Annotated in this window: 25 protein-coding genes; 21 read left to right on the top strand and 4 right to left on the bottom strand. The window is 69.2% G+C overall.

The genetic code is table 11. The annotated features are described in order from the left end of the window. Nucleotides 1–82: 82 nt before the first annotated feature. Nucleotides 83–595, bottom strand: coding sequence for a DUF4395 family protein (locus E3T37_RS06390; protein ID WP_134365977.1), 513 nt, complete (start codon nt 593–595; stop codon nt 83–85). Beyond that, nucleotides 576–1025, bottom strand: a complete 450-nt coding sequence (locus E3T37_RS06395; protein ID WP_174776167.1) for a thioredoxin family protein — start codon at nt 1023–1025, stop codon at nt 576–578. The genes E3T37_RS06390 and E3T37_RS06395 overlap by 20 nt, the downstream gene beginning before the upstream one ends. 168 nt (nt 1026–1193) lie before the next feature. Here E3T37_RS06395 and thyX point away from each other — a divergent pair, with 168 nt between their 5' ends. The 13 genes from thyX (at nt 1194) to dapF (ending at nt 15704) form a co-directional block, all read left to right on the top strand. Continuing rightward, complete coding sequence (thyX, locus tag E3T37_RS06400; RefSeq protein WP_134365978.1) at nt 1194–1931, top strand: FAD-dependent thymidylate synthase; 738 nt, start codon at nt 1194–1196, stop codon at nt 1929–1931. Nucleotides 1932–2112: 181 nt separating this feature from the next. Next, nucleotides 2113–3090: a 4-hydroxy-tetrahydrodipicolinate synthase gene (gene dapA / locus E3T37_RS06405; protein ID WP_134365979.1), complete on the top strand. Its 978-nt coding sequence runs from the start codon at nt 2113–2115 to the stop codon at nt 3088–3090. Between the two features lie 28 nt (nt 3091–3118). Then, complete coding sequence (locus E3T37_RS06410) at nt 3119–4795, top strand: ribonuclease J (RefSeq protein ID WP_134365980.1); 1677 nt, start codon at nt 3119–3121, stop codon at nt 4793–4795. Between the two features lie 134 nt (nt 4796–4929). Beyond that, on the top strand, nt 4930–7821 hold the full coding sequence (locus tag E3T37_RS06415; protein WP_134365981.1) for a DNA translocase FtsK: 2892 nt from the start codon (nt 4930–4932) through the stop codon (nt 7819–7821). A 3-nt stretch (nt 7822–7824) separates the two neighbouring features. Next, entirely contained in the window at nt 7825–8439 is a 615-nt protein-coding gene (gene pgsA, locus E3T37_RS06420; protein WP_134365982.1) for a CDP-diacylglycerol--glycerol-3-phosphate 3-phosphatidyltransferase, read from the top strand. Further along, entirely contained in the window at nt 8432–8995 is a 564-nt protein-coding gene (locus tag E3T37_RS06425) for a CinA family protein (RefSeq protein ID WP_134365983.1), read from the top strand. Before pgsA ends, E3T37_RS06425 begins: the two co-directional genes overlap by 8 nt. 188 nt (nt 8996–9183) lie before the next feature. After that, nucleotides 9184–9489, top strand: coding sequence for a helix-turn-helix domain-containing protein (locus E3T37_RS06430; protein WP_134365984.1), 306 nt, complete (start codon nt 9184–9186; stop codon nt 9487–9489). A 63-nt stretch (nt 9490–9552) separates the two neighbouring features. Then, entirely contained in the window at nt 9553–9774 is a 222-nt protein-coding gene (locus tag E3T37_RS06435) for a DUF3046 domain-containing protein (protein ID WP_134365985.1), read from the top strand. A 304-nt stretch (nt 9775–10078) separates the two neighbouring features. Beyond that, a complete protein-coding gene (gene recA, locus E3T37_RS06440; protein WP_134365986.1) occupies nt 10079–11212 on the top strand; it encodes a recombinase RecA in 1134 nt (377 codons plus the stop codon). Nucleotides 11213–11216: 4 nt separating this feature from the next. Then, complete coding sequence (locus E3T37_RS06445) at nt 11217–12032, top strand: regulatory protein RecX (protein ID WP_134365987.1); 816 nt, start codon at nt 11217–11219, stop codon at nt 12030–12032. 102 nt (nt 12033–12134) lie between these two features. Beyond that, nucleotides 12135–13754, top strand: a complete 1620-nt coding sequence (gene miaB, locus E3T37_RS06450) for a tRNA (N6-isopentenyl adenosine(37)-C2)-methylthiotransferase MiaB (RefSeq protein WP_134366002.1) — start codon at nt 12135–12137, stop codon at nt 13752–13754. A 109-nt stretch (nt 13755–13863) separates the two neighbouring features. Continuing rightward, the gene (gene miaA / locus E3T37_RS06455) at nt 13864–14811 is read left to right on the top strand and encodes a tRNA (adenosine(37)-N6)-dimethylallyltransferase MiaA (RefSeq protein WP_134366003.1); all 948 of its coding nucleotides are present in this window, start codon (nt 13864–13866) and stop codon (nt 14809–14811) included. 11 nt (nt 14812–14822) lie between these two features. Further along, nucleotides 14823–15704 carry a diaminopimelate epimerase gene (dapF, locus tag E3T37_RS06460; protein WP_134365988.1) on the top strand — a complete coding sequence of 294 codons (882 nt, stop codon included), beginning with the start codon at nt 14823–14825 and terminating at the stop codon, nt 15702–15704. 30 nt (nt 15705–15734) lie between these two features. Here the strand turns inward: dapF and E3T37_RS06465 are convergent, their stop codons facing one another. After that, nucleotides 15735–16358, bottom strand: a complete 624-nt coding sequence (locus tag E3T37_RS06465; protein WP_134365989.1) for a class I SAM-dependent methyltransferase — start codon at nt 16356–16358, stop codon at nt 15735–15737. Nucleotides 16359–16399: 41 nt separating this feature from the next. Here E3T37_RS06465 and hflX point away from each other — a divergent pair, with 41 nt between their 5' ends. After that, nucleotides 16400–17938, top strand: a complete 1539-nt coding sequence (hflX, locus tag E3T37_RS06470) for a GTPase HflX (protein WP_134365990.1) — start codon at nt 16400–16402, stop codon at nt 17936–17938. A gap of 208 nt (nt 17939–18146) precedes the next feature. Beyond that, nucleotides 18147–19100: a methylenetetrahydrofolate reductase gene (locus E3T37_RS06475; RefSeq protein ID WP_134365991.1), complete on the top strand. Its 954-nt coding sequence runs from the start codon at nt 18147–18149 to the stop codon at nt 19098–19100. On the opposite strand, the gene lexA is transcribed toward E3T37_RS06475, so the two are convergent. After that, entirely contained in the window at nt 19097–19720 is a 624-nt protein-coding gene (lexA, locus tag E3T37_RS06480; protein WP_241975788.1) for a transcriptional repressor LexA, read from the bottom strand. The genes E3T37_RS06475 and lexA overlap by 4 nt on opposite strands. 366 nt (nt 19721–20086) lie before the next feature. Between lexA and E3T37_RS06485 the strand changes: the two genes are divergently transcribed. The 6 genes from E3T37_RS06485 to E3T37_RS06510 all read left to right on the top strand — a co-directional run bounded on the left by E3T37_RS06485 (nt 20087) and on the right by E3T37_RS06510 (nt 24546). Next, nucleotides 20087–20512, top strand: a complete 426-nt coding sequence (locus E3T37_RS06485; RefSeq protein ID WP_134365993.1) for a LysM peptidoglycan-binding domain-containing protein — start codon at nt 20087–20089, stop codon at nt 20510–20512. A gap of 22 nt (nt 20513–20534) precedes the next feature. Further along, nucleotides 20535–21614 carry a histidinol-phosphate transaminase gene (locus tag E3T37_RS06490; protein ID WP_370292338.1) on the top strand — a complete coding sequence of 360 codons (1080 nt, stop codon included), beginning with the start codon at nt 20535–20537 and terminating at the stop codon, nt 21612–21614. Between the two features lie 27 nt (nt 21615–21641). After that, nucleotides 21642–22265 carry an imidazoleglycerol-phosphate dehydratase HisB gene (gene hisB / locus E3T37_RS06495; RefSeq protein ID WP_134365995.1) on the top strand — a complete coding sequence of 208 codons (624 nt, stop codon included), beginning with the start codon at nt 21642–21644 and terminating at the stop codon, nt 22263–22265. After that, nucleotides 22262–22894, top strand: a complete 633-nt coding sequence (gene hisH, locus E3T37_RS06500) for an imidazole glycerol phosphate synthase subunit HisH (RefSeq protein WP_134365996.1) — start codon at nt 22262–22264, stop codon at nt 22892–22894. Before hisB ends, hisH begins: the two co-directional genes overlap by 4 nt. A 100-nt stretch (nt 22895–22994) precedes the next feature. Next, nucleotides 22995–23741 carry a bifunctional 1-(5-phosphoribosyl)-5-((5-phosphoribosylamino)methylideneamino)imidazole-4-carboxamide isomerase/phosphoribosylanthranilate isomerase PriA gene (gene priA / locus E3T37_RS06505; RefSeq protein ID WP_134365997.1) on the top strand — a complete coding sequence of 249 codons (747 nt, stop codon included), beginning with the start codon at nt 22995–22997 and terminating at the stop codon, nt 23739–23741. Next, the gene (locus E3T37_RS06510; protein ID WP_134365998.1) at nt 23725–24546 is read left to right on the top strand and encodes an SseB family protein; all 822 of its coding nucleotides are present in this window, start codon (nt 23725–23727) and stop codon (nt 24544–24546) included. The genes priA and E3T37_RS06510 overlap by 17 nt, the downstream gene beginning before the upstream one ends. Nucleotides 24547–24616: the final 70 nt, after the last annotated feature.

Genomic DNA, 24616 nt, shown 5'->3' on the forward strand with positions numbered 1-24616 from the left:
CCTCCTGGAAGTGAAGCTCCAGCCTAACCGGCGGCCCGGCCCGGATGAAGGAATATCCCAGCCGATGTTCAGCTAAACGGATTCACCGGCCGGCCTCGGCCCGACCGGCGCCGCCGAGCGCCCCGGCGCGCAGCAGGAGCAGGTACAACTGGCAGCCCAGGCAGTAGTCGAACACGGCGTTCAGAAACGCGGCGACGAAGGCGGCCGCGGCGGCCACCCCGACGGCCGGGTCGATCCCGGCGACGCCCAGGACGACCCCGACGAGGGTGACCACCAGGCCCACCCCCTGGGCGAACGTCGGCGGGGCGGGGTTCTCCAGGGCGGCCGGGGGCGCCAGCCGTGGTCGGACGAGCTTCTTGAAGACGATGCCGTACGGGTGACGGCCGGCCCCGGCGAACGCGCCCCACGCGAACAGACCGGCGAGCCCGGCCAGCAGCAGCAGGGCGGCCACGGATGCCCCGGTCAGCGAAAGGAACACCACCACGAGCAGCAGCACGGCGGTGATCGCGGCGCCGAAGCGCGGCCCCCGCGGGTCGAGGTCCGGGCGGGCGGTTCGGGGTTTCACGGATCGCGGTTCAGCGGGCGAGACGGACATGGGCGCTCCCGGTGAGGTCGTCGAGGTGCTCCAGGATGCCGGCCCGGTTCGGGGCCCCGCCGATGCGGGCGCGCACCCGGCCCGTCTCGTCCAGGATCAGCGTGGTGGGGGTCTGCATGATCCCGAACCGGTTGGCCAGGTCGCGCCGGTGGGTGATGTCGATGTCGACGTGGGCGACCCCGGGACGGGACTCCGCCAGCCGGGTCAGCAGCGCGTGCGTGCCGGGGCAGCGGGCGCAGTGGTCGGTGGAGAACTGGAGCAGCGTGCCGAGTGCTCCGAAGGACACGGGGCTGCCGACATCCGCCGGGGTGAGCGGCGCGTCCGCCCTGACCGGTGCGGTGCGCCCCTGCCGGGCCCGCCAGAGCAGCCCGAGCACGGTGGCGCCCGCGACGAGGGCGAGGAGGAGGCTCAGGGCCGGGATCGGGTTCATGCTGCGACGGTACGCGTTCGGCCGGGCCGGCGGGGCAGTATGACGACACGTTACGGGCGCGGGGCCGGCGGGGACAGGCGAGGTCGAGGCGCGCGCGAAGCGCGGGTGAGGCGACGCATCCGGCGAGCCAGCGCATCCGTCGGCCGGCGACCGGGTATCGTGTGAGCCGTGCCTGAGATTGAGTTTCGCTCCGATGTGACCGTTGAGCTGGTTCGTGCCAGCGCCCACGACTCCGATGTGCTGTTCGCCGCACGGGTGTCGACGCAGGGGGAGCAGACCCTCGCGAAGGCCCGGCTGGAGGAGTCCGACGCCGAGGCCTCGAGCAAGGGCGACAGCGGTCTGATCAACTACCTGATGCGCGACCGTCACGGCTCGCCGTTCGAGCACAACTCGATGACCTTCTACGTGCAGGCGCCCATTTTCGTCTTCCGCGAGTTCATGCGGCACCGCATCGCCTCCTACAACGAGGAATCGGGCCGCTACCGCGAGCTGAACCCGGTCTTCTACCTGCCCGCCGCCACGCGCAACCTGGTGCAGGTCGGCAAGCCCGGCGCCTACGACTTCCTGCCCGGCACCGCCGAGCAGTCCGCGCTGGTCGACCAGCTGACCCGCGAGGCGTCCGCGCACGCCTACGCGTCGTACCAACGGATGCTCGAGGCCGGCGTCGCCCGCGAAGTCGCCCGCATCGTGCTGCCGCTGAACATCTTCTCCTCGATGTACGTGACCATGAACGCCCGGTCGCTGATGAACTTCCTCAGCCTGCGCACCAAGCGCGAGGGAACTCATTTCCCGTCGTTCCCGCAGCGCGAGATCGAGATGTGCGCCGAGAAGATGGAAGACCACTTCGCGGCACTCATGCCGCTCACCTACGCCGCCTTCAACAAGAACGGCCGCGTCGCCCCGTAACGCCCCGCGTAGCCCCGTAACCTCAGCCCAGCCCCGGTCCCCGCCCCTGACGAATTCGACGGAGATATTGCCGCAAAAAGCCGTTTTGGCGCCGTAACGGCGCGATTCGGCCAAAATCTCCGTCGAATTCGCACCGGCTGGGGCTGCGTGCGCTGCGACGCTGACCGGTAACCTGTCTCTCGTGTCTATGTCTCAGAATCCCTTTGGCCAGGTCCTCGTCGCCCTGGTGACTCCGTTCACCGCCGATGGCGAGGTCGACTGGCCGGGGGTGGCGAAGCACATCGACGACGTCATCAACGCCGGCGCCGACGGCATCGTCGTCACCGGCACCACCGGCGAGACGTCCACCCTGACCGACGCGGAGAAGATCCGTCTGGTCGAGGTCGGCAAGGACGTCTCGGGCGGGCGCGCCAAGATCATCACCGGCGGCGGGTCCAACGAGACCGCCCACGCCATGCAGCTCGCCAAGCAGAGCGAGAAAGCCGGCGCCGACGGCAACATGATCGTCACGCCCTATTACAACAAGCCCACCCAGGCGGGTGTGCTCACCCACTTCCGCATGATCGCGGATGCCACGGACCTCCCGGTGATCCTCTACGACATCCCCGGCCGCACCGGCATCCCGATCGAATACCAGACGATCCTGCGGGCCGCGAAGCACCCGAACATCCTGGCCGTCAAGGATGCCAAGGGCGACCTGGCCCAGGTCAGCCGGGTGCTGAACCAGACCGACCTGATGTATTTCTCCGGCGACGACCCCAACGTGCTGCCGCACCTTTCGATCGGCGCGACCGGCCTGATCGGCGTCACCGCCAATATCGCGGCGACGCCCTACCGGCAGATGGTGGACGCCGTCAACGCGGGCGACCTCAAGGCCGCGACAGCCGCGCACCAGCAGCTGGAACCGCTGGTGCGGGCCTGCATGACCCACGTGCCCGGCACGGTCGCCGTCAAGTACATCCTGCACGGCCTCGGCCGGATCAAGAGCCCCCGCGTGCGCCTGCCCCTGGTCGGCCCCGAGGAGTGGGAAGCTGCCCAGATCGAAGACGAAATCGACCTGGTCAAGAACATCCCCGGAGTCGACTTCTCGAACTTCCGTCCCGACCGCAACGCCGCAGCCGGCGGCGCACTGCCGAAGGTCGCGGGAACCACACGCTGAACGCCACACCGACTCCCTAGGAGGGCCCATGCCCATCGACGTGTACGACCCGGCCGCGCTCGAACCGGGCACCCTGCGCATCATCCCGATCGGCGGCCTCGGCGAGATCGGTCGCAACATGACCTCCTTCGAGATCGACGGCAAGATCCTGATCGTGGACTGCGGCGTGCTGTTCCCCGAAGAACACCAGCCCGGGGTCGACCTGATCCTGCCCGACTTCGGCCCCATCCGTGACCGTCTCGACGACATCCTCGGCGTGGTGCTCACGCACGGCCACGAGGACCACATCGGGGCCGTGCCCTACCTGCTCCGGCTGCGGCAGGACATCCCGCTGATCGGCTCCGGGCTGACCCTCGCGTTTATCGAGGCCAAGCTCAAGGAACACAAGATTACGCCGTACACGTTGCAGGTCAAGGAGGGACAGAAGGAGCGGCTCGGCCCGTTCAACCTCGAATTCGTCGCCGTCAACCACTCCATCCCCGACGCCCTGGCCGTGGCCATCAAGACCGCCGGCGGCACGGTGCTGCACACCGGCGACTTCAAGATGGACCAGCTGCCGCTCGATGGCCGCCTGACCGACCTGCGCGAATTCGCGCGGCTCGGCACCGAGGGCGTCGACCTGTTCCTGGTCGATTCCACCAACGCGGATGTCCCGGGCTTCACCCCCACGGAACGCTCCATCGGTCCCGTGCTGGACGACGTCATCGCAAGGGCTCCCCGCCGGGTGATCGTGGCCAGCTTCTCCAGCCACGTGCACCGGGTGCAGCAGGTGCTCGACGCCGCCCACGCGAACGGCCGCCGGGTCGCGCTCCTCGGCCGGTCCATGGTGCGCAACATGACCATCGCCGCGGACCTCGGCTACCTCACCGTGCCGGACGGCGTGCTGGTCGACTTCAAGAAGGCCGGCAACATCCCGGACGACAAGATCGTCTACATGTCCACCGGCTCGCAGGGCGAACCGATGGCCGTGCTCAGCCGGATGGTCAACCAGGACCACCAGGTCGAGGTCGGCCACGGCGACACCGTCATCCTGGCGTCCAGCCTGATCCCGGGCAACGAGAACGCGGTCTACCGCATCATCGACGGCCTGACCAAGCTCGGCGCCGCGGTCGTGCACAAGGGCAACGCCAAGGTGCACGTCTCCGGGCACGCCGCCGCGGGCGAACTGACCTACTGCTACAACATCCTCAAGCCCAAAAACGTGCTCCCCGTGCACGGCGAATACCGGCACCTGGTCGCCAACGCGAAGCTCGCCGTGGAGACCGGGGTCCCCGAGGCGAACGTGCTGCTGGCCGAGGACGGCACGGTGATCGACCTGCGGGACGGCGTGGCCCGCAAGGTCGGGCAGCTCGACATCGGCTACGTCTACGTCGACGGGTCCACCGTGGGCGAGATCACCGAGGCCGACCTCAAGGACCGGCGCACCCTCGCCGAGGAGGGCTTCATCTCGATCATCATCGTGGTGGACGCCCAGACCGGCAAGGTCATCGTCGGCCCGGAGATCCACGCCAAGGGCTTCGCCGAAGACGACTCCGTGTTCGACGCGGTGCGGCCCAGGATCGTGGCCGCCCTGGCCGAGGCCGCCGAGAACGGGGTGCGCGACTCGTTCGCCCTGCAGCAGATCGTGCGCCGCACGGTCGGCCGCTGGGTGAACACCGCCTTCCGCCGCCGGCCGATGATCGTTCCGCTGGTGATCGAGGCCTGACCCCGTTCACGACACGGATGCCGCCGCCCGCCCCGGTGGGCCGCGGCATCCGGGTCAGGGTGAAGGGGCGTCTCTCCCAGACACCCGCCGTCGCCTAACCCCCAATGTCAGGGGTGGGAAGTACCGTTGACGGTATGGCTACGAGCACTAAGTCGAACGGCCGCGCCCGGAGCACCCCCGCGCGCGGCACCCCGGCGCGCAAGCCCGTCAGCAGGACCGCGACCCAGAAAACGGTCAAGTTCACCGCGGTGGACACCAGGCCGAGTGCTTTCGTGCGGTCCTGGATGGCGCTCGCCCACGTCACCGGCGGCGCCGCCCGCGCCCTCGGTCCCGAGCAGCTCTCCAAGGAGGAACGCCGCGACGGGCTGCCCTTCTTCCTGGTCCTCCTGGCCATCGCCGGCGCGGTGATCGAGTGGTTCCTGATCAACGAGCCCGTCGCGCAGACCCTCGACGCCTGGTCCTTCGGCGGGCTGTTCGGGCGGGTCGCGTTCGCCCTGCCGGTCATCATGCTGCTCTTCGCGGTCTGGCTCTTCCGCAAACCCAGCTCGGTGCACGACAACGGGCGCATCGGCATCGGCCTCTCGCTCCTGCTCGTATCGGTGTCCGGGCTGTGCCACATCTTCGGCGGCCAGCCGGCTCCCAGTGACGGCATGGAAACCCTCGCCCTGTCCGGCGGCGTCATCGGCTGGATGGTCGCGGCGCCCCTGATCTACCTGACCACCGCCATCGGCGGCACCATCGTCGTCATCCTGCTGCTCACCCTCAGCCTTTTCATCATCACCAAGACCCCGCCGAACCGGGTGGGGGAGCGCAGCCGCGAACTGTACGCGTGGCTGTTCGGGGCGCAGCTCCCCGACGCCGACGAGCGGGCGGCCGCCCGCGAAGCCAGCCGGGAGGCCAAAGCGGAGAAGTCCGTGCAGGTCGAGCTCGACGGGGTCGACGACGACGTCAGCACCCTGCCGTGGTGGCGCCGCAACACCAGCAACCGCGAGGAAGACCCCGACTTCGGCAGCGCGATCAGCACGGAGCACGCAGCCGGCCAGGCCGCCGCGGACCCGCTCAGCACCCTGCTCGGCGGCGACAAGCGAGGCAGTTTCGACACCGCGCTGGAGAAGGTCCCCGAGGTCCCCGCCCACGAAGTCCCCGCCCACGTGGTCCCCAGCCTCAACCAGGAGCACTACGGCACCGAGGTGCTCCAAGACCTGCTCCGGGCCGAGGACGCCCTCAAACGCTTCACCGGCGAGATCGACCTCGCGCGCGGCTCGGCCACCGGCCTCCAGCCCGACGAGCAGACCGGGCTGACCGAGGTGCTGCCCGGCTTCGACGAGCTCGACCTCGCGGCGGCGGCGAGCGGCCCCGCCCAGGTCCCGGGCCCGGGCGCCGACGAACCCAAGGCCCCCTACGTGCTGCCGTCGGACACCACGCTGATTCAGGGCCCGCCGGCGAAGGCGCGCTCGGCCGCCAACGACGAGATCGTCAAGTCCATCACCGAGGTGCTGCGCCAATTCCAGGTGGATGCGAAGGTCACCGGGTTCTCCCGCGGCCCGACTGTGACCCAGTACGAGATCGAACTCGGCCCGGGCGTCAAGGTGGAGCGGGTCACCGCGCTGAGCAAGAACCTGTCCTACGCCGTCGCCTCCAACGAGGTGCGGATCCTCTCGCCCATCCCCGGCAAGAGCGCCATCGGCATCGAGATCCCGAACACGGACCGCGAGATCGTCACCCTCGGCGACGTGCTCCGCTCCGCCACGGCCACCAACAGCACCCACCCGATGACCATCGGCGTCGGCAAAGACGTCGGCGGCGGCTTCGTCGTGGCCAACCTGGCCAAGATGCCCCACCTCCTCGTGGCCGGCTCGACCGGGTCGGGCAAGTCCAGCTTCGTGAACTCCATGATCACGAGCCTGCTGATGCGCGCCAAGCCGAGCGAGGTGCGCATGGTGCTGATCGACCCGAAGCGGGTCGAACTGGCCGCCTACGCCGGCGTGCCGCACCTGATCACCCCCATCATCACCAGCCCGAAAAAGGCCGCCGAGGCGCTGCAGTGGGTGGTGAAGGAGATGGACATGCGGTACGACGACCTGGCCAGCTTCGGCTTCCGCCACATCGACGACTTCAACAAGGCCGTCGTCAACAACGAACTCGTGCTTCCGGCCGGCAGCATGCGCACCCTCAAGCCCTACCCCTACCTCCTGGTCGTCGTCGACGAGCTCGCCGACCTGATGATGGTCGCCCCGCGTGACGTCGAGGACTCGATCGTGCGCATCACGCAGCTGGCGCGCGCCTCCGGCATCCATCTGGTCCTCGCCACCCAGCGCCCGAGCGTCGACGTCGTCACCGGCCTGATCAAGGCCAATGTGCCTTCCCGCCTGGCGTTCGCCGTGACCAGCGTCACCGACTCCCGGGTCATCCTCGACCAGCCGGGGGCGGACAAGCTGATCGGGCAGGGCGACGCCCTGTTCCTGCCGATGGGGGCCTCCAAGGCCATCCGGGTGCAGGGCGCCTGGGTCAACGAGGCCGAGATCGAACGCGTCGTCAAGCACGTCACCCTGCAGGCCCGGCCCGACTACCGGCCGGATGTCTCCATGGTCGCCCCGCGCAAGGAAATCGACTCCGACATCGGCGACGACCTCGAGGTGCTTCTCGCCGCGGCGGAACTGGTGGTGTCGACCCAGTTCGGATCCACCTCGATGCTGCAGCGCAAGCTCCGGGTCGGCTTCGCCAAGGCGGGACGCCTGATGGACCTGCTCGAGTCCCGCGAGATCGTCGGCCCCTCCGAGGGATCAAAGGCTCGCGACGTGCTCGTCAGCGTCGAGCAACTGCCCGGCGTGCTCGCGCTGCTGCGCGGCTCCGACGCCGAACACCACGCCGCCTCCGCGAATGCCCAGGCGTCCGCCTCCCACCAGGCCGATGTGAGGCCCGACCCCCGCTACGCCGGCGACCCGGTCGCGAAGATGTCGGAGGGATACCCTGAAGAAGAGGCATCCCCCGATGAAGACGCCTGGCAACTGACCGACAGGGAGTGACCCATGGCCACCGCATCAACGCCCGGAAAATCAACGCCCGCCGCCCGGCCCAGTAACTGGAACCTGCCCAACCTGATCACGGTCGTGCGGATCCTGCTCGCCCCGCTGTTCATCTGGATGCTCCTCGCCGACGCCGGGCAGGACGGCGCGCTCCGCTGGTGGGCCGCTCTGCTCTTCATCGTCGCGATCGCGACCGACGGGATCGACGGGGCCATCGCCCGCCGGCACAACCTGGTCACCGACCTGGGCAAGATCCTCGACCCCATCGCCGACAAGGTGCTCACCGGCGGGGCGCTGGTGTGCCTGTCCATCCTGGGCGAGCTGTGGTGGTGGGTGACCATCGTCATCCTCGTTCGTGAAATCGGCATCACGGTGTTCCGGTTCGTGATGCTGAAAGACCGGGTGATCCCGGCGTCGCGGGGCGGCAAACTCAAGACCGTCATGCAGTCCGTGGCCATCTCCCTGGCCCTCGTGCCGTTGTGGCTGGTGCTGGGCGACTGGATCTACTGGGTCAACTGGACCGCGATGGCCCTGGCCCTGATCCTCACGGTCGTCACCGGCATCGACTACCTCGTCGCCGCGCGTCGGGAGAACCGCAGTTCACGGTCGCATGCCTGACGAGCCGTCGCTGTCTGCGCCGCCGCTGCCTGAGCCGCTGCTGTCTCAACCGTCGGCGGCGACGGATGCCACGGCGCTGCTGATCGCCGACCTCACCAGGCTGCACCTGACCCTGGCCGTGGCCGAGTCCCTGACCGGCGGCGCACTGGCGGCCGAACTGATCCGCATCCCCGGCGCATCCGTCGTCGTGAACGGGGCCGTGGTGGCGTACCAGACCGAGCTCAAGCACAGCCTGCTCGGCGTGGACAGAGCCCTGCTGGCCGAGCACGGACCCGTGCACCCGGACGTGGCCCGCCAGATGGCGGCCGGCGCGCGCACACGGCTCGCGGTCGGGGGCCGGGACGCGGACATCGGCGTCGCCACCACCGGGGTCGCCAGCCCCGACGCCCAGAGCGGACACGCCCCCGGCACAGTGTTCCTCGGCCTCTCCCGGGGCTCCGAATCGTGGGCCGTCGAGCTGCGGCTCGACGGCGATCGCGCCGGGATCCGCGCCGGAACCGTCGCCCGTGCGGTGGAAGCTGTGCGCCAGCTGTTAGCCCGGGAAACAGTGGAATAGTTCCCCGGATCCGCCGGTTACACCGAGCAGATTCACAAGAAAAGTCCAGTCGTCATCGGTAGTGTCGGGGTATTCAAGGTTGTAGTACTCTTGCGATCCAATACACGAAACCAACCGGTCGAGTGGGCGCCAGTAATATCAATCAGTACTTGATCAGCACCAGTAATCAGTACGAGAAGGAGGTTCCGATGATTCTTGTTAGACAGGAAATCGGCGATGTGCTCAGGGACTTCCGCCTGCAGAAGGGGCGCACACTCCGCCAGGTTGCGAGCAAGGCCAGCGTGGCTCTCGGCTATCTGAGCGAGGTCGAGCGTGGACAGAAGGAAGCGTCTTCCGAGATTCTGGCCTCCGTTGCAGATGCGTTGGAGACCCCGATCTCGGTCATCATGCGGGAGGTCGGCGAGCGACTGGCGGTCATCGAGGGAATCGACAGGTTCCCCGACACCGTTCCGGACGAACTCGTGGCCACCTACGACGGCATGATGGTGCGCTAGTTCACACTGTCATTCCAGCCCATTCCCATGTTCGCTTCAGTTCCCAAGTTCGGTTGAGCGACCATGCGTCTCAGTGAATTCCGCCAAGCGTTGAAGGATGAATTCGGTGACGCCTATTCGCGAGTCCTCACCCGCGACCTGATCCTCACCCCGTTCGGATGCACCGCCGACCAGGCCCTGGCCGGCGGTGCTTCTGCGCGCGACGTGTGGCTGGCTCTCTGCGACGAGACGGATGTCCCGCAGAGCCGCCGCCACGGCGCCGGCCTTCCGGCCGCTCGCCTCTGACCCTTCGGCCCGGGACTCCGTTCGGCCCGGGCCTTCGCGTGGCGTGTTTCGACGACACGCCATGAAAACTGTGCCAATTCTCGAATACGTGTTCGCATCTTGGTAGGCTCCTCAACAGCAGACGACGCAAGCGAACCATCCACTTACGCGGCAGCACCCGACCCGGTGTCGGAGGCGCCACGTACAGTCGGGTTTCGTCAGCGGCAGACAGCACTTGCCTTGTTGAGAGTGGGCACCGGGGTCTTCCCGGTGGTCGGGTTCGACAGCCTATAGGCGCCACAACGCACGACCGAAGGAGACCATTATGGCATCAGCAGCAGATCGCGAAAAGGCACTCGACATCGCCCTCGCGGCAATCGACCGCCAGTTCGGCAAGGGTTCGGTCATGCGTTTGGGCAGCGACGAGCGCGCACCCGTCGACACCATCTCCACGGGGTCGATCGCGCTGGACGTGGCCCTCGGCATAGGCGGCCTGCCCCGCGGCCGCATCGTGGAGATCTACGGCCCGGAGTCCTCGGGTAAGACCACCCTGACCCTGCACGCCATCGCCAACGCGCAGAAGAACGGCGGCATCGCCGCGTTCATCGACGCGGAGCACGCCCTCGACCCCGAATACGCCAAGAAGCTCGGCGTGGACATCGACGCCCTCCTCGTCTCGCAGCCCGACACCGGTGAGCAGGCGCTGGAGATCGCCGACATGCTGGTGCGAAGCGGGTCCATCGACCTGATCGTCATCGACTCCGTGGCCGCGCTCGTGCCCCGCGCCGAGATCGAGGGTGAGATGGGTGACTCGCACGTCGGCCTGCAGGCCCGGCTGATGTCGCAGGCGCTGCGCAAGCTCACCGGCGGGCTGAGCCAGACCAACACCACCATGATCTTCATCAACCAGCTGCGCGAGAAGATCGGTGTCTTCTTCGGCAGTCCCGAGACCACCTCGGGCGGTAAGGCGCTGAAGTTCTATGCGTCGGTGCGCCTCGACATCCGCCGGATCGAGACCCTGAAAGACGGCACAGAGGCCGTCGGTAACCGCACCAGGGTCAAGGTCGTCAAGAACAAGATGGCGCCGCCTTTCAAGCAGGCCGAATTCGACATCATCTACGGCATCGGAATCTCCCGCGAGGGCAGCCTGATCGACTTCGGTGTCGACCAGGGCATCGTCAAGAAGTCCGGCGCCTGGTACACGTACGACGGCGACCAGCTCGGCCAGGGCAAGGAGAACTCGCGCAACTTCCTGCTGCGCAACCCGGACATGGCCAACGAGATCGAGAAGAAGATCCTCTTCAAGCTCGGCGTCGGTCCGGAAGGTGCCGCAGCCAAGAAGGCCGAGAAGGACGCGGCGGCAATCGCTGCCGCCGCAGCCGCGGAGACCGCCAAGGTAGCCGCCGCCGCCAAGGCCGAGTCGATCCAGACGAAGCTCGCCGCACGCAAGGGAGCGTAGCGCCGTGGTTCACTTCGAACCCGCCGACGAGGTGATCTCGCTCAGCGCCGCACGGCGCAAGAGCGCGGCACGCACTGCCCCGCAGCCTTCCGTCCCCGCTCCGGCCGTCGGCCGCGACTCGGACGCGGACGACGATGCGCTCGCTCCGGTCAGCTACCTGCGCGGTCAGGCCGGAAACCGGTTCGCAGAGGCCGGTGACGGCGCTGACGCCGGGGACGATGCCCCGCTCGGCGCCTCGGTCGGTGCTGGGGCCGGCGTCGGGGACGGCGCCGGGCCGGAGGATGGAGACGATGACGAGGCAGCCGCGCCGGTGTTCGACGCGGCCGCGGAACGGGCGCACGCCGAACAGGTGCTGCTGCAGCGCCTGCGCGGGCGTTCGCTGTCCATCGCGGAGGCCCGCACGGTGCTGTCCTCGACGGACGTCGAGGACGCGGACGCCGAGGAGATCATCGAGCGCTTCATCGAGCTGGCGTACATCGACGAAAGCCGGTTGTCCGACCAGATCCTGCACAGCCACCACGAGCGCAAGGGACTGGGGCGCACCGGTGTGCAGGCCGAGATGCGCCGACGCGGCCTCGACCACGACCTGATCCTGGCCAAGCTCGAGGAAATGCCCGACGACGAGACCGAACGGGCCATCGAGGTGGCCGTCAAACGGGTGGGGCAACTCGGCCGGCTCGACGACCAGACCATCGACCGCCGGCTGAATGCGTTCCTGATGCGCAAGGGCTACCCGTCCTCCATCGTGCGGGTCGCCGTGAAGGCGGCGCTGGATTCCCGCGGTGGTTCGTCGGGCTCGTCGAGCGTCAGGTTCCGCTAGGTCGCAGGCATTTCCGGCGGGCGTGAGCCGGGGCTCTGGCCCCGGCTCGGCATCCTCAGGTCCCGCGCGTAAGCTATATCCACTATGACCAGCAGCACCGCTATGCCCCAATTCTCCAGCGCCGAGACGCTGAGCACGCCGACCCTGATCCTGCCGTCCGTGGCGGCCCACGACGCGGAGGGCCGCGCCCGCACCTACGAGGTGCGCACCTTCGGCTGCCAGATGAACGTGCATGACTCCGAGCGGCTGAGCGGTTCGCTCGAGGCGGCCGGCTACGTGCCCGCGAACGGCGACGAAGCCGACATCGTGGTACTCAACACCTGCGCCGTGCGGGAGAACGCCGACAACAAGCTCTACGGCAACCTCGGTCACCTGGCCTCCGTCAAGCGCCGCCACGAGGGCATGCAGATCGCGGTCGGCGGATGCCTGGCCCAGAAGGACAAGGACGTCATCCTCAAGAAGGCGCCCTGGGTCGATGTGGTCTTCGGCACCCACAACATGGGGTCGCTGCCGAGCATGCTCGAGCGCGCCCGACACAACGGCGAGGCTCAGCTCGAGATCCTCGACGCACTGGAGACGTTCCCGTCCACCCTGCCCACCAAGCGCGACTCGAGCTACAGCGGCTGGGTGTCGATCTCGGTCGGCTGCAACAACACCTGCACGTTCTGCATCGTCCCCGCCCTGCGCGGCAAGGAGAAGGACCGCCGGCCGGGCGAGATCCTCGCCGAGATCCAGGCCCTCGTCGACGACGGCGCGATCGAGGTGACCCTGCTCGGCCAGAACGTCAACTCCTACGGGGTTGAATTCGGCGATCGCCTCGCGTTCGGCAAACTACTGCGCGCGGCCGGCAAGATCGAGGGGCTGGAACGCATCCGTTTCACCAGCCCCCACCCGGCCGCCTTCACCGACGACGTGATCGACGCCATGGCCGAGACGCCGGCGGTCATGCCGCAGCTGCACATGCCCCTGCAGTCCGGGTCGGACCGGGTGCTGAAGGCCATGCGACGGTCCTACCGCTCCGCGCGGTTCCTCGGCATCCTCGACCGGGTGCGTGCGCAAATGCCGCACGCCGCCATCAGCACGGACATCATCGTGGGCTTCCCCGGGGAGACCGAGGAAGACTTCCAGGAGACCCTGCGGGTCGTGGAACTGGCCCGGTTCGCCACCGCGTTCACCTTCCAGTACTCGATCCGCCCCGGCACGCCGGCCGCGACCATGGCCGAGCAGGTTCCCAAGGAGGTCGTGCAGGACCGGTACGAGCGTCTGGCCGCCCTGCAGGAGCGCATCTCGTGGGAAGAGAACCAGGCCCAGATCGGCCGTGAGGTCGAGCTGCTCGTGGCCAACGGCGAAGGCCGCAAGGACTCCGACACCCACCGGCTGAGCGGGCGCGCCCCCGACAGCCGCCTGGTGCACTTCGACGTGCCGGACGGATCGGAACTGCCGCGCCCGGGCGACCTCGTCACCGTGACGGTGACCCAGGCCGCGCCGTTCCACCTGATCGCGGACTCCAGCGACGGCGCGCCGCTGCGCATCCGCCGCACCATCGCCGGCGACGCCTGGGACCGCATTCAGGCCGAGGCCTGCGGCGTGCCCAGCCACGGCGGGGCCTCCGGCGGGGCCGGCGCGGTCTCCCTCGGGCTGCCCACCCTGCGGGTGGGCTCGCCCGCGGCCACCGGGTCCAGCACCACGCCCATCTACGACGTCACCGACGGGGAGCGCTAGGCGGGTGCCGGGCCCGAAGCCCGGAACCGTCACCGGTCCAGCCGTCACCGACGCAGCCGGCGCCGACCCGGCCGGCACGGGCACGGCGCCCGCCGTCGACCCGACGCTCATCGTCATCGTCGGCCCCACCGGCACGGGCAAGTCCGAGTTGTCCCTCGACCTCGCCGCGCGACTGGCCGAGACCGGGCGGCCCGCGGAGATCGTGAACGCCGACGCCATGCAGCTCTACCGCGGCATGGACATCGGCACCGCGAAACTGCCGGTGGCCGACCGTCGCGGCATCCCGCACCACCTGCTCGACGTTCTCGCGGTGACCGACGAGGCCACCGTGGCCCGGTACCAGACCGAAGCCCGCGCCGCGATCACCGACATCGTGGGGCGCGGTCGGGTGCCCATCCTGGTCGGCGGATCGGGCCTCTACGTGTCGAGCGTGGTCTACGACTTCCGATTCCCCGGAACCGATTCCGAGCTGCGGGCCCGGTTCGAGGCCGAACTCACCGCGCAGGGACCCGGGGCCCTCTACACCCGGCTGAAGGCCGTCGACCCGGATGCCGCGGCCCGGATCGGCGCCAGCAACGGGCGGCGCCTCGTTCGTGCGCTCGAGGTAGTCGAAATCACCGGGGCCCCGCACACCGCGGCGCTGCCCGACGCCCCCGTGTACTGGATGCCCGCGCTCACACTCGGGCTGCGCGCACCCCGGGCCGAACTCACCCCGCGGCTCGACGCGCGGGTCGAACGGATGTGGGCGGACGGGCTCGTCGACGAGGTCGAGGGCCTGATCCCGGCCGGGATCGAAACCGGCGTGACCGCCAGCCGCGCCATCGGCTACGCGCAGGCGCTCGGCCAGCTCACCGGCACCCTCACCCGGTCGGAGGCCATCGAGACGACCCAGCAGATCACCCGCCGGTACGCCCGTCGCCAGGTGTCCTGGTTCAAGCGGTCCCCGCAGACGCACTGGATCGACGCGTCGGCCCCCGATCGGCTGGACCGCGCGCTCGCGCGCCTGGCCGACCCGGCCCGGCCCGCCGAGCACTGGGCCGCGGACTCGCCGTCGTAAACTTGGTTCCCATGGGAACTGATCTGAACTTCACCAAGGGCCACGGCACCGGGAACGACTTCGTGCTCTTCGCCGACCCCGACGGGCAGATCGAGCTCACCCCGGACCAAATCCGGGCCGTCTGCGACCGCCGTTTCGGGATCGGCGGCGACGGCATCATCCGTGCCGTGCGCTCCCGCAGCCTGCCCGCCGGGGCGGCGGCCCTCGCCGAGGACGACCAGGCGGAATGGTTCATGGACTACTGGAACGCCGACGGCACGGTCTCGGAGATGTGCGGCAACGGCATCCGGGTCTACACCCGGTTCCTGGTCGAGCAGGGTCTGGCCGTTCTCGAACGCGGTGAGACGCTCAGCATCGGCACCCGCGGGGGCGTGCGCGATGTGCAGCGCGGCGCCGCCGGCTATCAGGTTGACCTCGGCCGGTGGCGGCTCGACGGTGGAGAGCCGCTCGTTCGAGCCAGGAACCTTCCCGTCGCCCGGCCCGGCCTGGGCATCAACGTGGGCAACCCGCACGTCGTCGTCGCCCTCGCGGACGAAGACGAGCTGCTGGGCGCCGACCTGACCGTCGTGCCCCAGCTCGATCCCGCCCCGGCCGCCGGAGCGAACGTCGAATTCGTGCTGCCCGGCGACCCGCTCGTCGTGAACGGGGTCGGACGCATCCGGATGCGCGTGCACGAGCGCGGCAGCGGCGAGACGCTGTCCTGCGGCACGGGCGCCGCGGCCGCCGCCCTGGCCACCCGGCACTGGGCCGGCGCCGGGGCCCCCCACCAGTGGCAGATCGAGGTCACCGGGGGAGTGCTGGGCGTGCGCATGTTCCCGACCGAAGACGGCGAGCACGTCTCCCTGTCGGGCCCCGCGGAGCTCGTCTTCGACGGGGTCTTCCGCCTGAACTGAGTCGCCGCCTGAACTGACCTGCGCGGCGCGCTAGCGGGGCTGCTCGGCCTGCCGCTGGACCCGAAGCACGCGGAAGCCCTTGCTGATGGCCCGGCGAGACGTGGTGAATTCCGAAGGAAGGTCGCCGTCGAGCCAGCGCTGCAGGGAATCGGAGCCGAGGTTGCGCTGCACGACCAGCCAGGCATCCGAGTCCGGCTCCAAACGCGGCAACCAGGTGCGCAGCATCGAGTGCAGCTCGGTCTTGCCGACCCGGATCGGCGGGTTGGACCAGATGGTGCGGAAACTGACGTGGGCGGGAACCTGCTCGGGCAGGACCGCCGTGACGTTGGTGAGGCCCAGCTTCTCGGCGTTCAGGCGCACCAGGTCGAGCGCGCGTTCGTTCACGTCGACGGCCCAGATCGTGGCGCGGGGCGAGGCGAGAGCCAGGTGCAGGCTGATCGGGCCCCAGCCGCAGCCCAGGTCGAGGAAGTCGCCCCCGGGCGGCGGGGTGGGCGCGTTGTTCAGCAGAACCTGGGTGCCGGTGTCGATGTGGTCGGGGCTGAAGACGGAATTGGCGGTGGTCAGCTCGCGTTCCTGGCCTCCCAGTTGTACGCTCACCTGACGGAGTTTGAGGGTGCTGTCGGGTGCCGGGGTGAAATAGTGGTCGGAAGGCATAAAGGGAACTTATCCTGCTTCGAGGAACTAATGTTAAAGCAATGACTGAGTCAAACTTGCCAGGCGACACCGACGACGTGGTCGCACGCGTCCTCGCCAGCGCCGACAGCAAAGCCGCCGGATACTCACTGTTCCGCAGCGGCAGCGCGCAGGCCCTGCAGGCCGAATCCGCCGAGTCGCACGACGGTGAGGGCCACGACGGCGCGCAGCTCGACCGGGAAGACCGCAACGCCCTGCGCCGGGTGCCCAGCCTCTCCACCGAGCTCGAGGACGTCACCGAGGTCGAATACCGCCAGCTGCGGCTGGAGAACGTGGTGCTGATCGGGCTGTACACCCACGGCACCGTCGCCGACGCCGAGAACTCGATGCGGGAACTCGCTGCGCTGGCCGAAACCGCCGGCGCGACCGTGCTCGACGGCCTGATGCAGCGCCGGTCCAAGCCGGACGCCAGCACCTACCTCGGCAAGGGCAAGGCCGAAGAGGTGGCCGGCATCGTCAAGGCGATGGGCGCCGACACAGTCATCGCCGACACCGAGCTCGCGCCCAGCCAGCGCCGCGCGCTCGAGGACGTCGTCAAGGTCAAGGTCATCGACCGCACCGCCGTGATCCTCGACATTTTCAGCCAGCACGCGAAGAGCCGTGAGGGCAAGGCACAGGTCGAACTGGCCCAGCTCGAATACCTCCTGCCGCGCCTGCGCGGCTGGGGCGACTCCATGTCCCGCCAGGCCGGTGGACAGGTCGGCGGCGCGGGCGCCGGCATGGGCTCGCGCGGCCCCGGTGAGACCAAGATCGAACTCGACCGCCGCCGCATCCACACCCGGATGTCCCGGCTGCGCAAGCAGATCCTCGAGATGAAACCCGCCCGCGAAGCCAAGCGGGCCAACCGCAAGCGCAACGCCGTGCCATCCGTTGCCATCGTCGGCTACACGAACGCCGGCAAGTCGAGCCTGCTCAACCGCATCACCCGGGCGGGCGTGCTCGTCGAAAACTCCCTCTTCGCCACCCTGGACGCCACCGTGCGCAAGTCCACGACGGCCGACGGGCGCCTGTACACCCTGACCGACACCGTCGGTTTCGTGCGCAACCTGCCCCACCAGCTGGTGGAGGCGTTCCGGTCCACTCTCGAAGAGGTCGCCGACGCCGACGTCATCGTGCACGTCGTCGACGGTTCACACCCGGACCCGTCGAGCCAGCTGTCGACGGTGCGCGAGGTGATCGGCGAGGTCGGCGCACGGGAGATCCCCGAAGTGGTGGTCTTCAACAAGAGCGACCTGATCAGCGACGACGACCGGCTCGTGCTGCGCGGCCTCTGGCCCCAGGGCATCTTCGTGTCGGCGCGGAGCGGCGAGGGCATCGAGGAACTGCTCGCCGAGATCTCCGACCTGCTTCCTCGACCCGGCATCCGGCTGGACCTGCTCATCCCCTACGAGCACGGCGACCTGATCGCCCTGCTGCACGACCAGGGGCAGGTGCTCGCGACCGAGTACGCCGAGACGGGCACCCGGGTCACGGCCCTCGTGACGGCCGAGATCCAGCCGCAGTTCGCGGATTTCGTCGTGCTGCCCGCCGTCACCGACTGACCGCGTCACAATCCGTCACCGACTGGCGACGTCCCGCGCGGCGTTGTTAGAGTGTCTCCAATCGTTGCCGCCGAGGTCTGTCCTCGGTGGCATGGAGCGACAGCCGAGCCCGGCGCCCGCCCGCGAACACCCGCCAGGCGCGCCCGGCGGTCCGCGGCCGCCCGGCCAGCCCAGTGCCTGGCACTGGCTTCTGTCGAATGAGGAACACATGTCCACCACTTCGGAGCCCGACTGCGGGAGGATCCCGTTCTCTTTCGAGCTGTATCCACCGAGATCGGATGCCGCCGCAACCGCCCTGCACGCGACCATCGCCACCATGGCCTCGGCCGGGCCGGACTTCATCTCGGTGACCTATGGGGCGAACGGGTCCTCCCGCAGCTCCTCGCTCGAGGTGCTCACCCACATCCTGAAGACCACGACGGTCGATCCGATGGCCCACCTCACCTGCGTGGGCTCGTCCAGCCTGGAGGCGAGCCGGCTGATCCGCGAATTCCTGGATGCCGGCGTGCGCAGCTTCCTCGCCCTGCGCGGGGACCCGCCCGAGGGCGCCGGCGAGGGCGAGGCGTTCCTCGGCGACCTGGGCAGCGCGGCGGAACTGGTGCAGCTGATCCACCGGGTGCAGGCGGAGCGGGTGCCCTATCGGGAGACGGTCATCCCCGGCATCCCGGGCGCCCGGGCGGTGAAGACCGAACGGGAGAAGGTGCGTATCGCCGTCGCCGCGTTCCCGAATGGTCACCCGCGGTCACGGTCCACCTCGCAGGACATCGACACCCTGCTGGCCAAGCAGGCCGCCGGGGCGAACCTCGCCATCACCCAGCTGTTCTTCCACGCCGACAACTATCTGAGCTTCATCCAGCGGGCCCGGACGGCCGGGGTCGAATTCCCCATCCTGCCCGGGATCATGCCGGTCACCAGTCCGGCCCGGCTGCGCCGCATCCTCGAGCTCTCCGGCGAGGAGCTGCCCTCCGAGCTGGCCATCCAGCTCGAAGTGGAGCCGACCCGGGAGGGACAGCGGGAGATCGGCACCCGTCACGCCACCGACCTCGCCCGTGAGCTGATCGCGGGCGGCGCCCCCGGCCTCCACCTGTATGCCTTCAACCAGGCCGACACCGTTCTCGCCGTTCTGGCCGGGGCCGGTCTGATCAAACCCGTCCTCGGTTAGACGGAGCGCAGGACGGCGACGACCTTGCCGAGGATCTCGGCGTGGTCGCCGACGATAGGTTCGAAATTGGAGTTCCGCGGGAGCAGCCAGGTGTGACCATCGCGCTGGCGGAAGACCTTGACGGTGGCTTCGTTGTCGAGCATGGCGGCGACGATCTCGCCGTTCTCCGCCGTCTTCTGCTGACGCACCACGACCCAGTCGCCGTCCATGATGGCCGCGTCGATCATGGATTCGCCCGCGACCTTGAGCATGAACAGCTCGCCCTTGCCCACCAGCTGGCGGGGGAGCGGGAAGATCTCGTCGATCTGCTGTTCCGCGGTGATCGGGATGCCGGCGGCGATGCGCCCGACGAGGGGGACCATCGCGGCGTCGCCCACCTGGGCGCCCGAGTGGAAGCTTTCCGTGCTGCTTGACGAGGCATCCTCGGGCGACTGCGGAATCTCGATCAGCACCTCGAGGGCGCGGGGGCGATTGGGGTCCCGGCGGAGGTACCCGCTCAGCTCGAGCTGGTTGAGCTGGTGCGTGACGCTTGAGAGCGAGGACAGGCCGACGGCGTCGCCGATCTCGCGCATGCTCGGCGGGTAGCCGCGCTGGCTGACCGAGCGCTGAATGACGTCCATGATCGCGAGCTGTTTCTCGCTCAGGCTCTTGCGCCGTCTCGTCCCGCTTTTTTCGCGGGGGCCGCTGGGGTCTTGGGCCACGATTGTCGCTCCTCGTCTCGGGCTGCGCGCGGCCCCGGTAGGCGGTGATCACCGGGCCGCGAGCGAATGTCGGGGGTGCCTGATTGTGTTGCAACCAGACACTCGAAACTGTATCCACCTCCGCGCGGATAGACAAACATTCATTCGAGTGTGTCGCAAGTTTTTTTGAGGAATTTCTTCAAAAGGGCTTGATTGTTCGAATAATCGAATATACATTCGGAACATAGGTTCGCATCCGGCTCTCCCGGCCGAGAGCCGGATGCGACTTAACACAGGAGGTTCGACATGAGCACTGCATTCACCATGAGTTCTGCCCTCGGTCTGAGCGGCGCACTCGATCTGAGCACCGCACCCGACGCGAGCGCCGCCCAGGGGCTGCGCGTCGCCACCGGGCGCAGCACCCTGCGCATCACCCGGCGCGGACGCATCGTCCTGACCATGCTGGTTTCGGTTCCGCTCGTCGCCACGGCACTGGCCGTCGCCCTCAACGGGGGCATCGCCGTCGCCGAGAATTCGAACGTGGGCGGTCGTGTCGCCACGGCCTTCGAGTACGTGACCGTCCAGTCCGGGCAGTCCCTGTGGGAGCTGGCCGAGACCGTCGCCCCGACCTCGGACCCGCGTGAGGTGATCGCGGAGATCGTCAGCCTCAATCAGCTGCCGTCCGACAGCGTGCAGCCCGGTCAGCGTCTCGCCCTGCCGAACGAGTACTGACCTTTTCAGTAATATGGGGGGAGTGACCAGTCTCAACGACCTGCCCCTCCGTGACAATCTGCGCGGACTCACTCCCTACGGGGCGCCCCAGCTTCATGTTCCGGTGGCCTTGAACGTGAACGAGAACACGCACGGCATCCCCGCCGCGGTGGCCGACGACATCGCCGCGGCCCTCGCCGTGGCCATCCGCACGGTCAACCGGTACCCGGACCGCGAGTTCACCGAACTGCGGGACTCCCTGGCCCGCTACCTCGGGCACGGGTTGACCCGGAACAACATCTGGGCGGCCAACGGCTCCAACGAGGTGCTGCAGCAGGTGCTGCAGGCGTTCGGCGGCCCCGGCCGCTCCGTTCTGGGCTTCGCGCCGACCTACTCGATGTATTCCCTGCTCGCCTCCGGCACCGGAACCCGCTGGATCGCCGGCGGTCGCGACGCTGACTTCGAACTGTCCCCGGCCACGGCCGTCGAATGGGTCGACCGGGTGGCACCGGACCTCGTCTTCCTGTGCTCCCCGAACAACCCCACCGGCACCCCCCTCTCCCTGGAGACGATCGAGGCCGTCTACAACGCGACCGACGGAATCGTCGTGGTCGACGAGGCCTACGCCGAGTTCGGTCCGGATGGCTCGCCCAGCGCGATGAGCCTGCTGCCCGGGCGCGAGCGTCTGCTCGTGTCCCGCACCATGAGCAAGGCCTTCGCCTTCGCCGGGGCCCGCGTCGGCTACCTCGCGGCCGACCCGGCTGTGACGGATGCCCTGCGCCTGGTTCGCCTGCCGTACCACCTGTCTGCGCTCACCCAGGCGGCCGCGGTGGCCGCCCTGGCGCACTCGCCGGAGATGCTCGCCATGGTCGACGACATCCGTGGCCAGCGGGACCGGCTCGTCAGCGAACTCGCCCGCCTCGGCTACACCCCCCTCCGCAGCTCGAGCAACTTCGTTCTCTTCGGCGGCGTGGAGGACCCGCGGGCGACCTTCGAGGCGCTCCTGGCCCTGGGCATCCTCGTGCGCGACATCGGGATCAGCGGTCACCTCCGCGTCACGGCGGGCACCGAGGCCGAGACCACGGCCTTCCTCGAGGCCCTCGAGGGCCTCGGACGGCAGTGAACACCCCGGGCCAATAAACTAAACGGCATGAGCTTCTCTTCAGCGTCCACCTCGCCCCGCTTCGCCCACCTGCAGCGTGAGACGAGCGAGTCCAGCATCGACCTGTCGCTCAACCTCGACGGCACCGGTGAATCCGACATCCAGACATCCGTGCCGTTCTACGACCATCTGCTCACCGCGTTCGCCAAGCACTCCCTGACCGACCTCACCGTGCGCGCCCGCGGCGACATCGACATCGACGTGCACCACACGGTGGAGGACGTCGGTATCCTGCTGGGCCAGGCCATCAAGCAGGCCCTCGGTGACAAATCCGGCATCTCCCGCTACGGCGACGCCCTCGTGCCCCTCGACGAGGCCCTCGTGCAGGCGGTCGTCGACATCTCCGGCCGCCCCTACCTTGTGCACACGGGAGAGCCGGACGGCTTCGAGTACCACCTGATCGGCGGCCACTTCACCGGGTCGATGGTGCGTCACGTGTTCGAGGCGATCGCCTTCAACGCCGGCCTGACCGTGCACGTGACCGTGCAGGGCGGCCGCGACCCGCACCACATCGCCGAGGCCGAGTTCAAGGCCTTCGCCCGCGCCTTCCGGCAGGCCAAGGCACTCGACCCGCTCGTCTCCGGCATCCCGTCGACCAAGGGTGCGCTGTGACCAGCGTCGTCGTCTTCGACTACGGCACGGGCAATGTGCACTCCGCCGTGAAGGCGCTCGAACTGGCCGGGGCCGACGTCACCCTGACCCGCGACCGCAAGCAGGCGCTCGAAGCCGACGGGCTGGTCGTTCCCGGCGTCGGCGCGTTCAGCGCGGTCATGGACGCCCTCAGGGAGGTCAGGGGCGACGAGATCATCGACCGCAGGATCGCCGGCAGCCGGCCGGTCCTGGGCATCTGCGTGGGCATGCAGGTCTTGTTCGAGCACGGCGTCGAACGCGGCGTCGACACCGAGGGTCTGGGCGAGTGGCCCGGCACCGTCACCCAGCTGCGCGCGCCGGTGCTGCCGCACATGGGCTGGAACACCGTCACGCCCGACCCGGACTCCGTCCTGTTCCGGGGGCTCGAGGGTGAGCGCTTCTACTTCGTGCACTCCTACGCCGCGCAGGAGTGGACCCTGGAGGTCATGCCTCCCTTCCCGAAGCCGCGCCTGACCTGGGCCGAGCACGGGGGCCCGTTCCTGGCCGCGGTCGAGAACGGACCGCTCGTGGCCACCCAGTTCCACCCGGAGAAATCCGGGGAGGCGGGCATCCGTCTGCTCTCGAACTGGCTCGGCTCCCTGCACGACTAGCCGGCCGGCGCTGCTGCCCCGTCTCATCCGGTCAGCGCCCCGCCGTGACCGGCCCCAACCCGCGACCATCCGCACCGATTCCCCCGAACTGAGGACCACCATGACTCCGAACACCCCCGCTCCGCGTCTCGTTCTGCTGCCGGCCGTCGATGTGGCCGACGGCAAAGCCGTGCGCCTGACCCAGGGTGAGGCCGGCACCGAGACCAACTACGGCGACCCCGTCGACGCGGCCCTGGACTGGGCTCGCCAGGGCGCAGAGTGGATCCACCTGGTCGACCTGGACGCCGCCTTCGGCCGCGGCACCAACACCGCGGTGATCCGCGACGTCATCCGTGAGGTCACCGGGGTCAAGATCGAGCTCTCCGGCGGCATCCGCGACGACGCGTCGCTGGACGCGGCCCTGAACGCGGGCGTGAGCCGGATCAACCTCGGCACCGCGGCGCTGGAGAACCCGGAGTGGGCGGCGCAGGTCATCGCCCGTCACGGCGACGCCGTCGCCGTCGGCCTCGACGTGCGCGGCACCACCCTCGCGGCCCGCGGCTGGACCAAGGAGGGCGGCGACCTCTGGCAGGTCCTGGCCCGCTTGGAGGAGGCCGGCTGCTCCCGCTACGTCGTCACCGACGTGACCAAGGACGGCACCCTGCAGGGCCCCAACATCGACCTGCTCCGCCAGGTGATGGAGCGCACCGACAAGCCGGTCGTCGCCTCCGGCGGCATCTCCAGCCTGGACGACCTCCGCGCGCTGCGCGAGCTCGTGCCCCTCGGCCTCGAAGGCGCGATCGTGGGCAAGGCCCTGTACGCGGGGGCGTTTACCCTGGGCGAGGCGCTGGATGTCGCGGGCGCGTAACCTCGGCTCGACCGGCCTGCCCGGCGGACCTGGCGGAGCGGGCGGACCCGGGGGGCCTGGTGACTCCGCCGGGCAGCCGTGGGCCGGCCGGGAATTCGAGACCAACGAGCATGCCGAGGACGACGGCCTTGCCCCGGCTCCGCTGCTGGCGGCACTGCGACTTTTCCGCGACCGGGAGGCCGGCGAGGAAGCGGTGATCGACGCCATCCGTGACTCGCGGCTGCTCGTGCCCCTGGTGACCCGGCTCGGCGACTCGGCCACGACTTCGGCCGGGCTGCTCATCGACAAAACGCAGGAACTCTCGATCATCACCGTGGCGGGGCCCGACGGCCGCACGGTGCTGCCCGTGTTCTCCTCGACCGCCGCGATGGCGGCCTGGAACGCGGATGCCCGACCCGTGCCGTCCGACGGCATCCGGGTCGCCCTGGCCGCGGCGCAGGAGAACACCGACCTCGTCGTGCTCGACCCCACCGCGGACACCGAGTTCGTCGTGCGCCGGCCGGCGCTGTGGGCCATCGCCCAGTCGAAGCCGTGGACGCCCAGCTACGCCAGCCGCGAGGTCGCGGATGCCTTCACCGCCTCGGTCGGCACGGAGCTGAGCGTGCTCGGCGTGCATCTGGCCGCGGGCGACCCGACCGGTCGCCTGGCCGGACCCGAGCTGCTCGTGCGCCTCGAACTGGTCGACGGGCTGACCCAGGCCGAGCTCGACGCCACGCTCGCCCGGCTCGCCGCCCGCTGGTCGGCCAGCGACGTGATCGCGACCCAGGTGGATTCACTCAAGGTGCAGCTCGCCGCGTCGGCGTAGCTCGGCTGCTCGCTCGCCCGCCCGCCCGCTCGCCGGCCCGCTCGCCCGCCGGCCCGCTCGCTCGCCCGCC

This window comes from Cryobacterium sp. TMT2-10 (assembly GCF_004403075.1).
Taxonomy (GTDB): domain Bacteria; phylum Actinomycetota; class Actinomycetes; order Actinomycetales; family Microbacteriaceae; genus Cryobacterium; species Cryobacterium shii.

Coding starts and splice junctions, on each gene's coding strand:
- E3T37_RS06430 (WP_134365984.1), top strand. CDS start 9,184: ATGATTCTTGTTAGACAGGAAATCGGCGATGTGCTCAGGGACTTCCGC.
- hflX (WP_134365990.1), top strand. CDS start 16,400: ATGACTGAGTCAAACTTGCCAGGCGACACCGACGACGTGGTCGCACGC.
- E3T37_RS06475 (WP_134365991.1), top strand. CDS start 18,147: ATGTCCACCACTTCGGAGCCCGACTGCGGGAGGATCCCGTTCTCTTTC.
- lexA (WP_241975788.1), bottom strand. CDS start 19,720: ATGGACGTCATTCAGCGCTCGGTCAGCCAGCGCGGCTACCCGCCGAGC.
- priA (WP_134365997.1), top strand. CDS start 22,995: ATGACTCCGAACACCCCCGCTCCGCGTCTCGTTCTGCTGCCGGCCGTC.
- E3T37_RS06510 (WP_134365998.1), top strand. CDS start 23,725: ATGTCGCGGGCGCGTAACCTCGGCTCGACCGGCCTGCCCGGCGGACCT.
- E3T37_RS06410 (WP_134365980.1), top strand. CDS start 3,119: ATGCCCATCGACGTGTACGACCCGGCCGCGCTCGAACCGGGCACCCTG.
- E3T37_RS06435 (WP_134365985.1), top strand. CDS start 9,553: ATGCGTCTCAGTGAATTCCGCCAAGCGTTGAAGGATGAATTCGGTGAC.
- recA (WP_134365986.1), top strand. CDS start 10,079: ATGGCATCAGCAGCAGATCGCGAAAAGGCACTCGACATCGCCCTCGCG.
- E3T37_RS06395 (WP_174776167.1), bottom strand. CDS start 1,025: ATGAACCCGATCCCGGCCCTGAGCCTCCTCCTCGCCCTCGTCGCGGGC.
- E3T37_RS06390 (WP_134365977.1), bottom strand. CDS start 595: ATGTCCGTCTCGCCCGCTGAACCGCGATCCGTGAAACCCCGAACCGCC.
- E3T37_RS06415 (WP_134365981.1), top strand. CDS start 4,930: ATGGCTACGAGCACTAAGTCGAACGGCCGCGCCCGGAGCACCCCCGCG.
- E3T37_RS06465 (WP_134365989.1), bottom strand. CDS start 16,358: ATGCCTTCCGACCACTATTTCACCCCGGCACCCGACAGCACCCTCAAA.
- E3T37_RS06485 (WP_134365993.1), top strand. CDS start 20,087: ATGAGCACTGCATTCACCATGAGTTCTGCCCTCGGTCTGAGCGGCGCA.
- E3T37_RS06425 (WP_134365983.1), top strand. CDS start 8,432: ATGCCTGACGAGCCGTCGCTGTCTGCGCCGCCGCTGCCTGAGCCGCTG.
- dapF (WP_134365988.1), top strand. CDS start 14,823: ATGGGAACTGATCTGAACTTCACCAAGGGCCACGGCACCGGGAACGAC.
- miaB (WP_134366002.1), top strand. CDS start 12,135: ATGCCCCAATTCTCCAGCGCCGAGACGCTGAGCACGCCGACCCTGATC.
- hisB (WP_134365995.1), top strand. CDS start 21,642: ATGAGCTTCTCTTCAGCGTCCACCTCGCCCCGCTTCGCCCACCTGCAG.
- pgsA (WP_134365982.1), top strand. CDS start 7,825: ATGGCCACCGCATCAACGCCCGGAAAATCAACGCCCGCCGCCCGGCCC.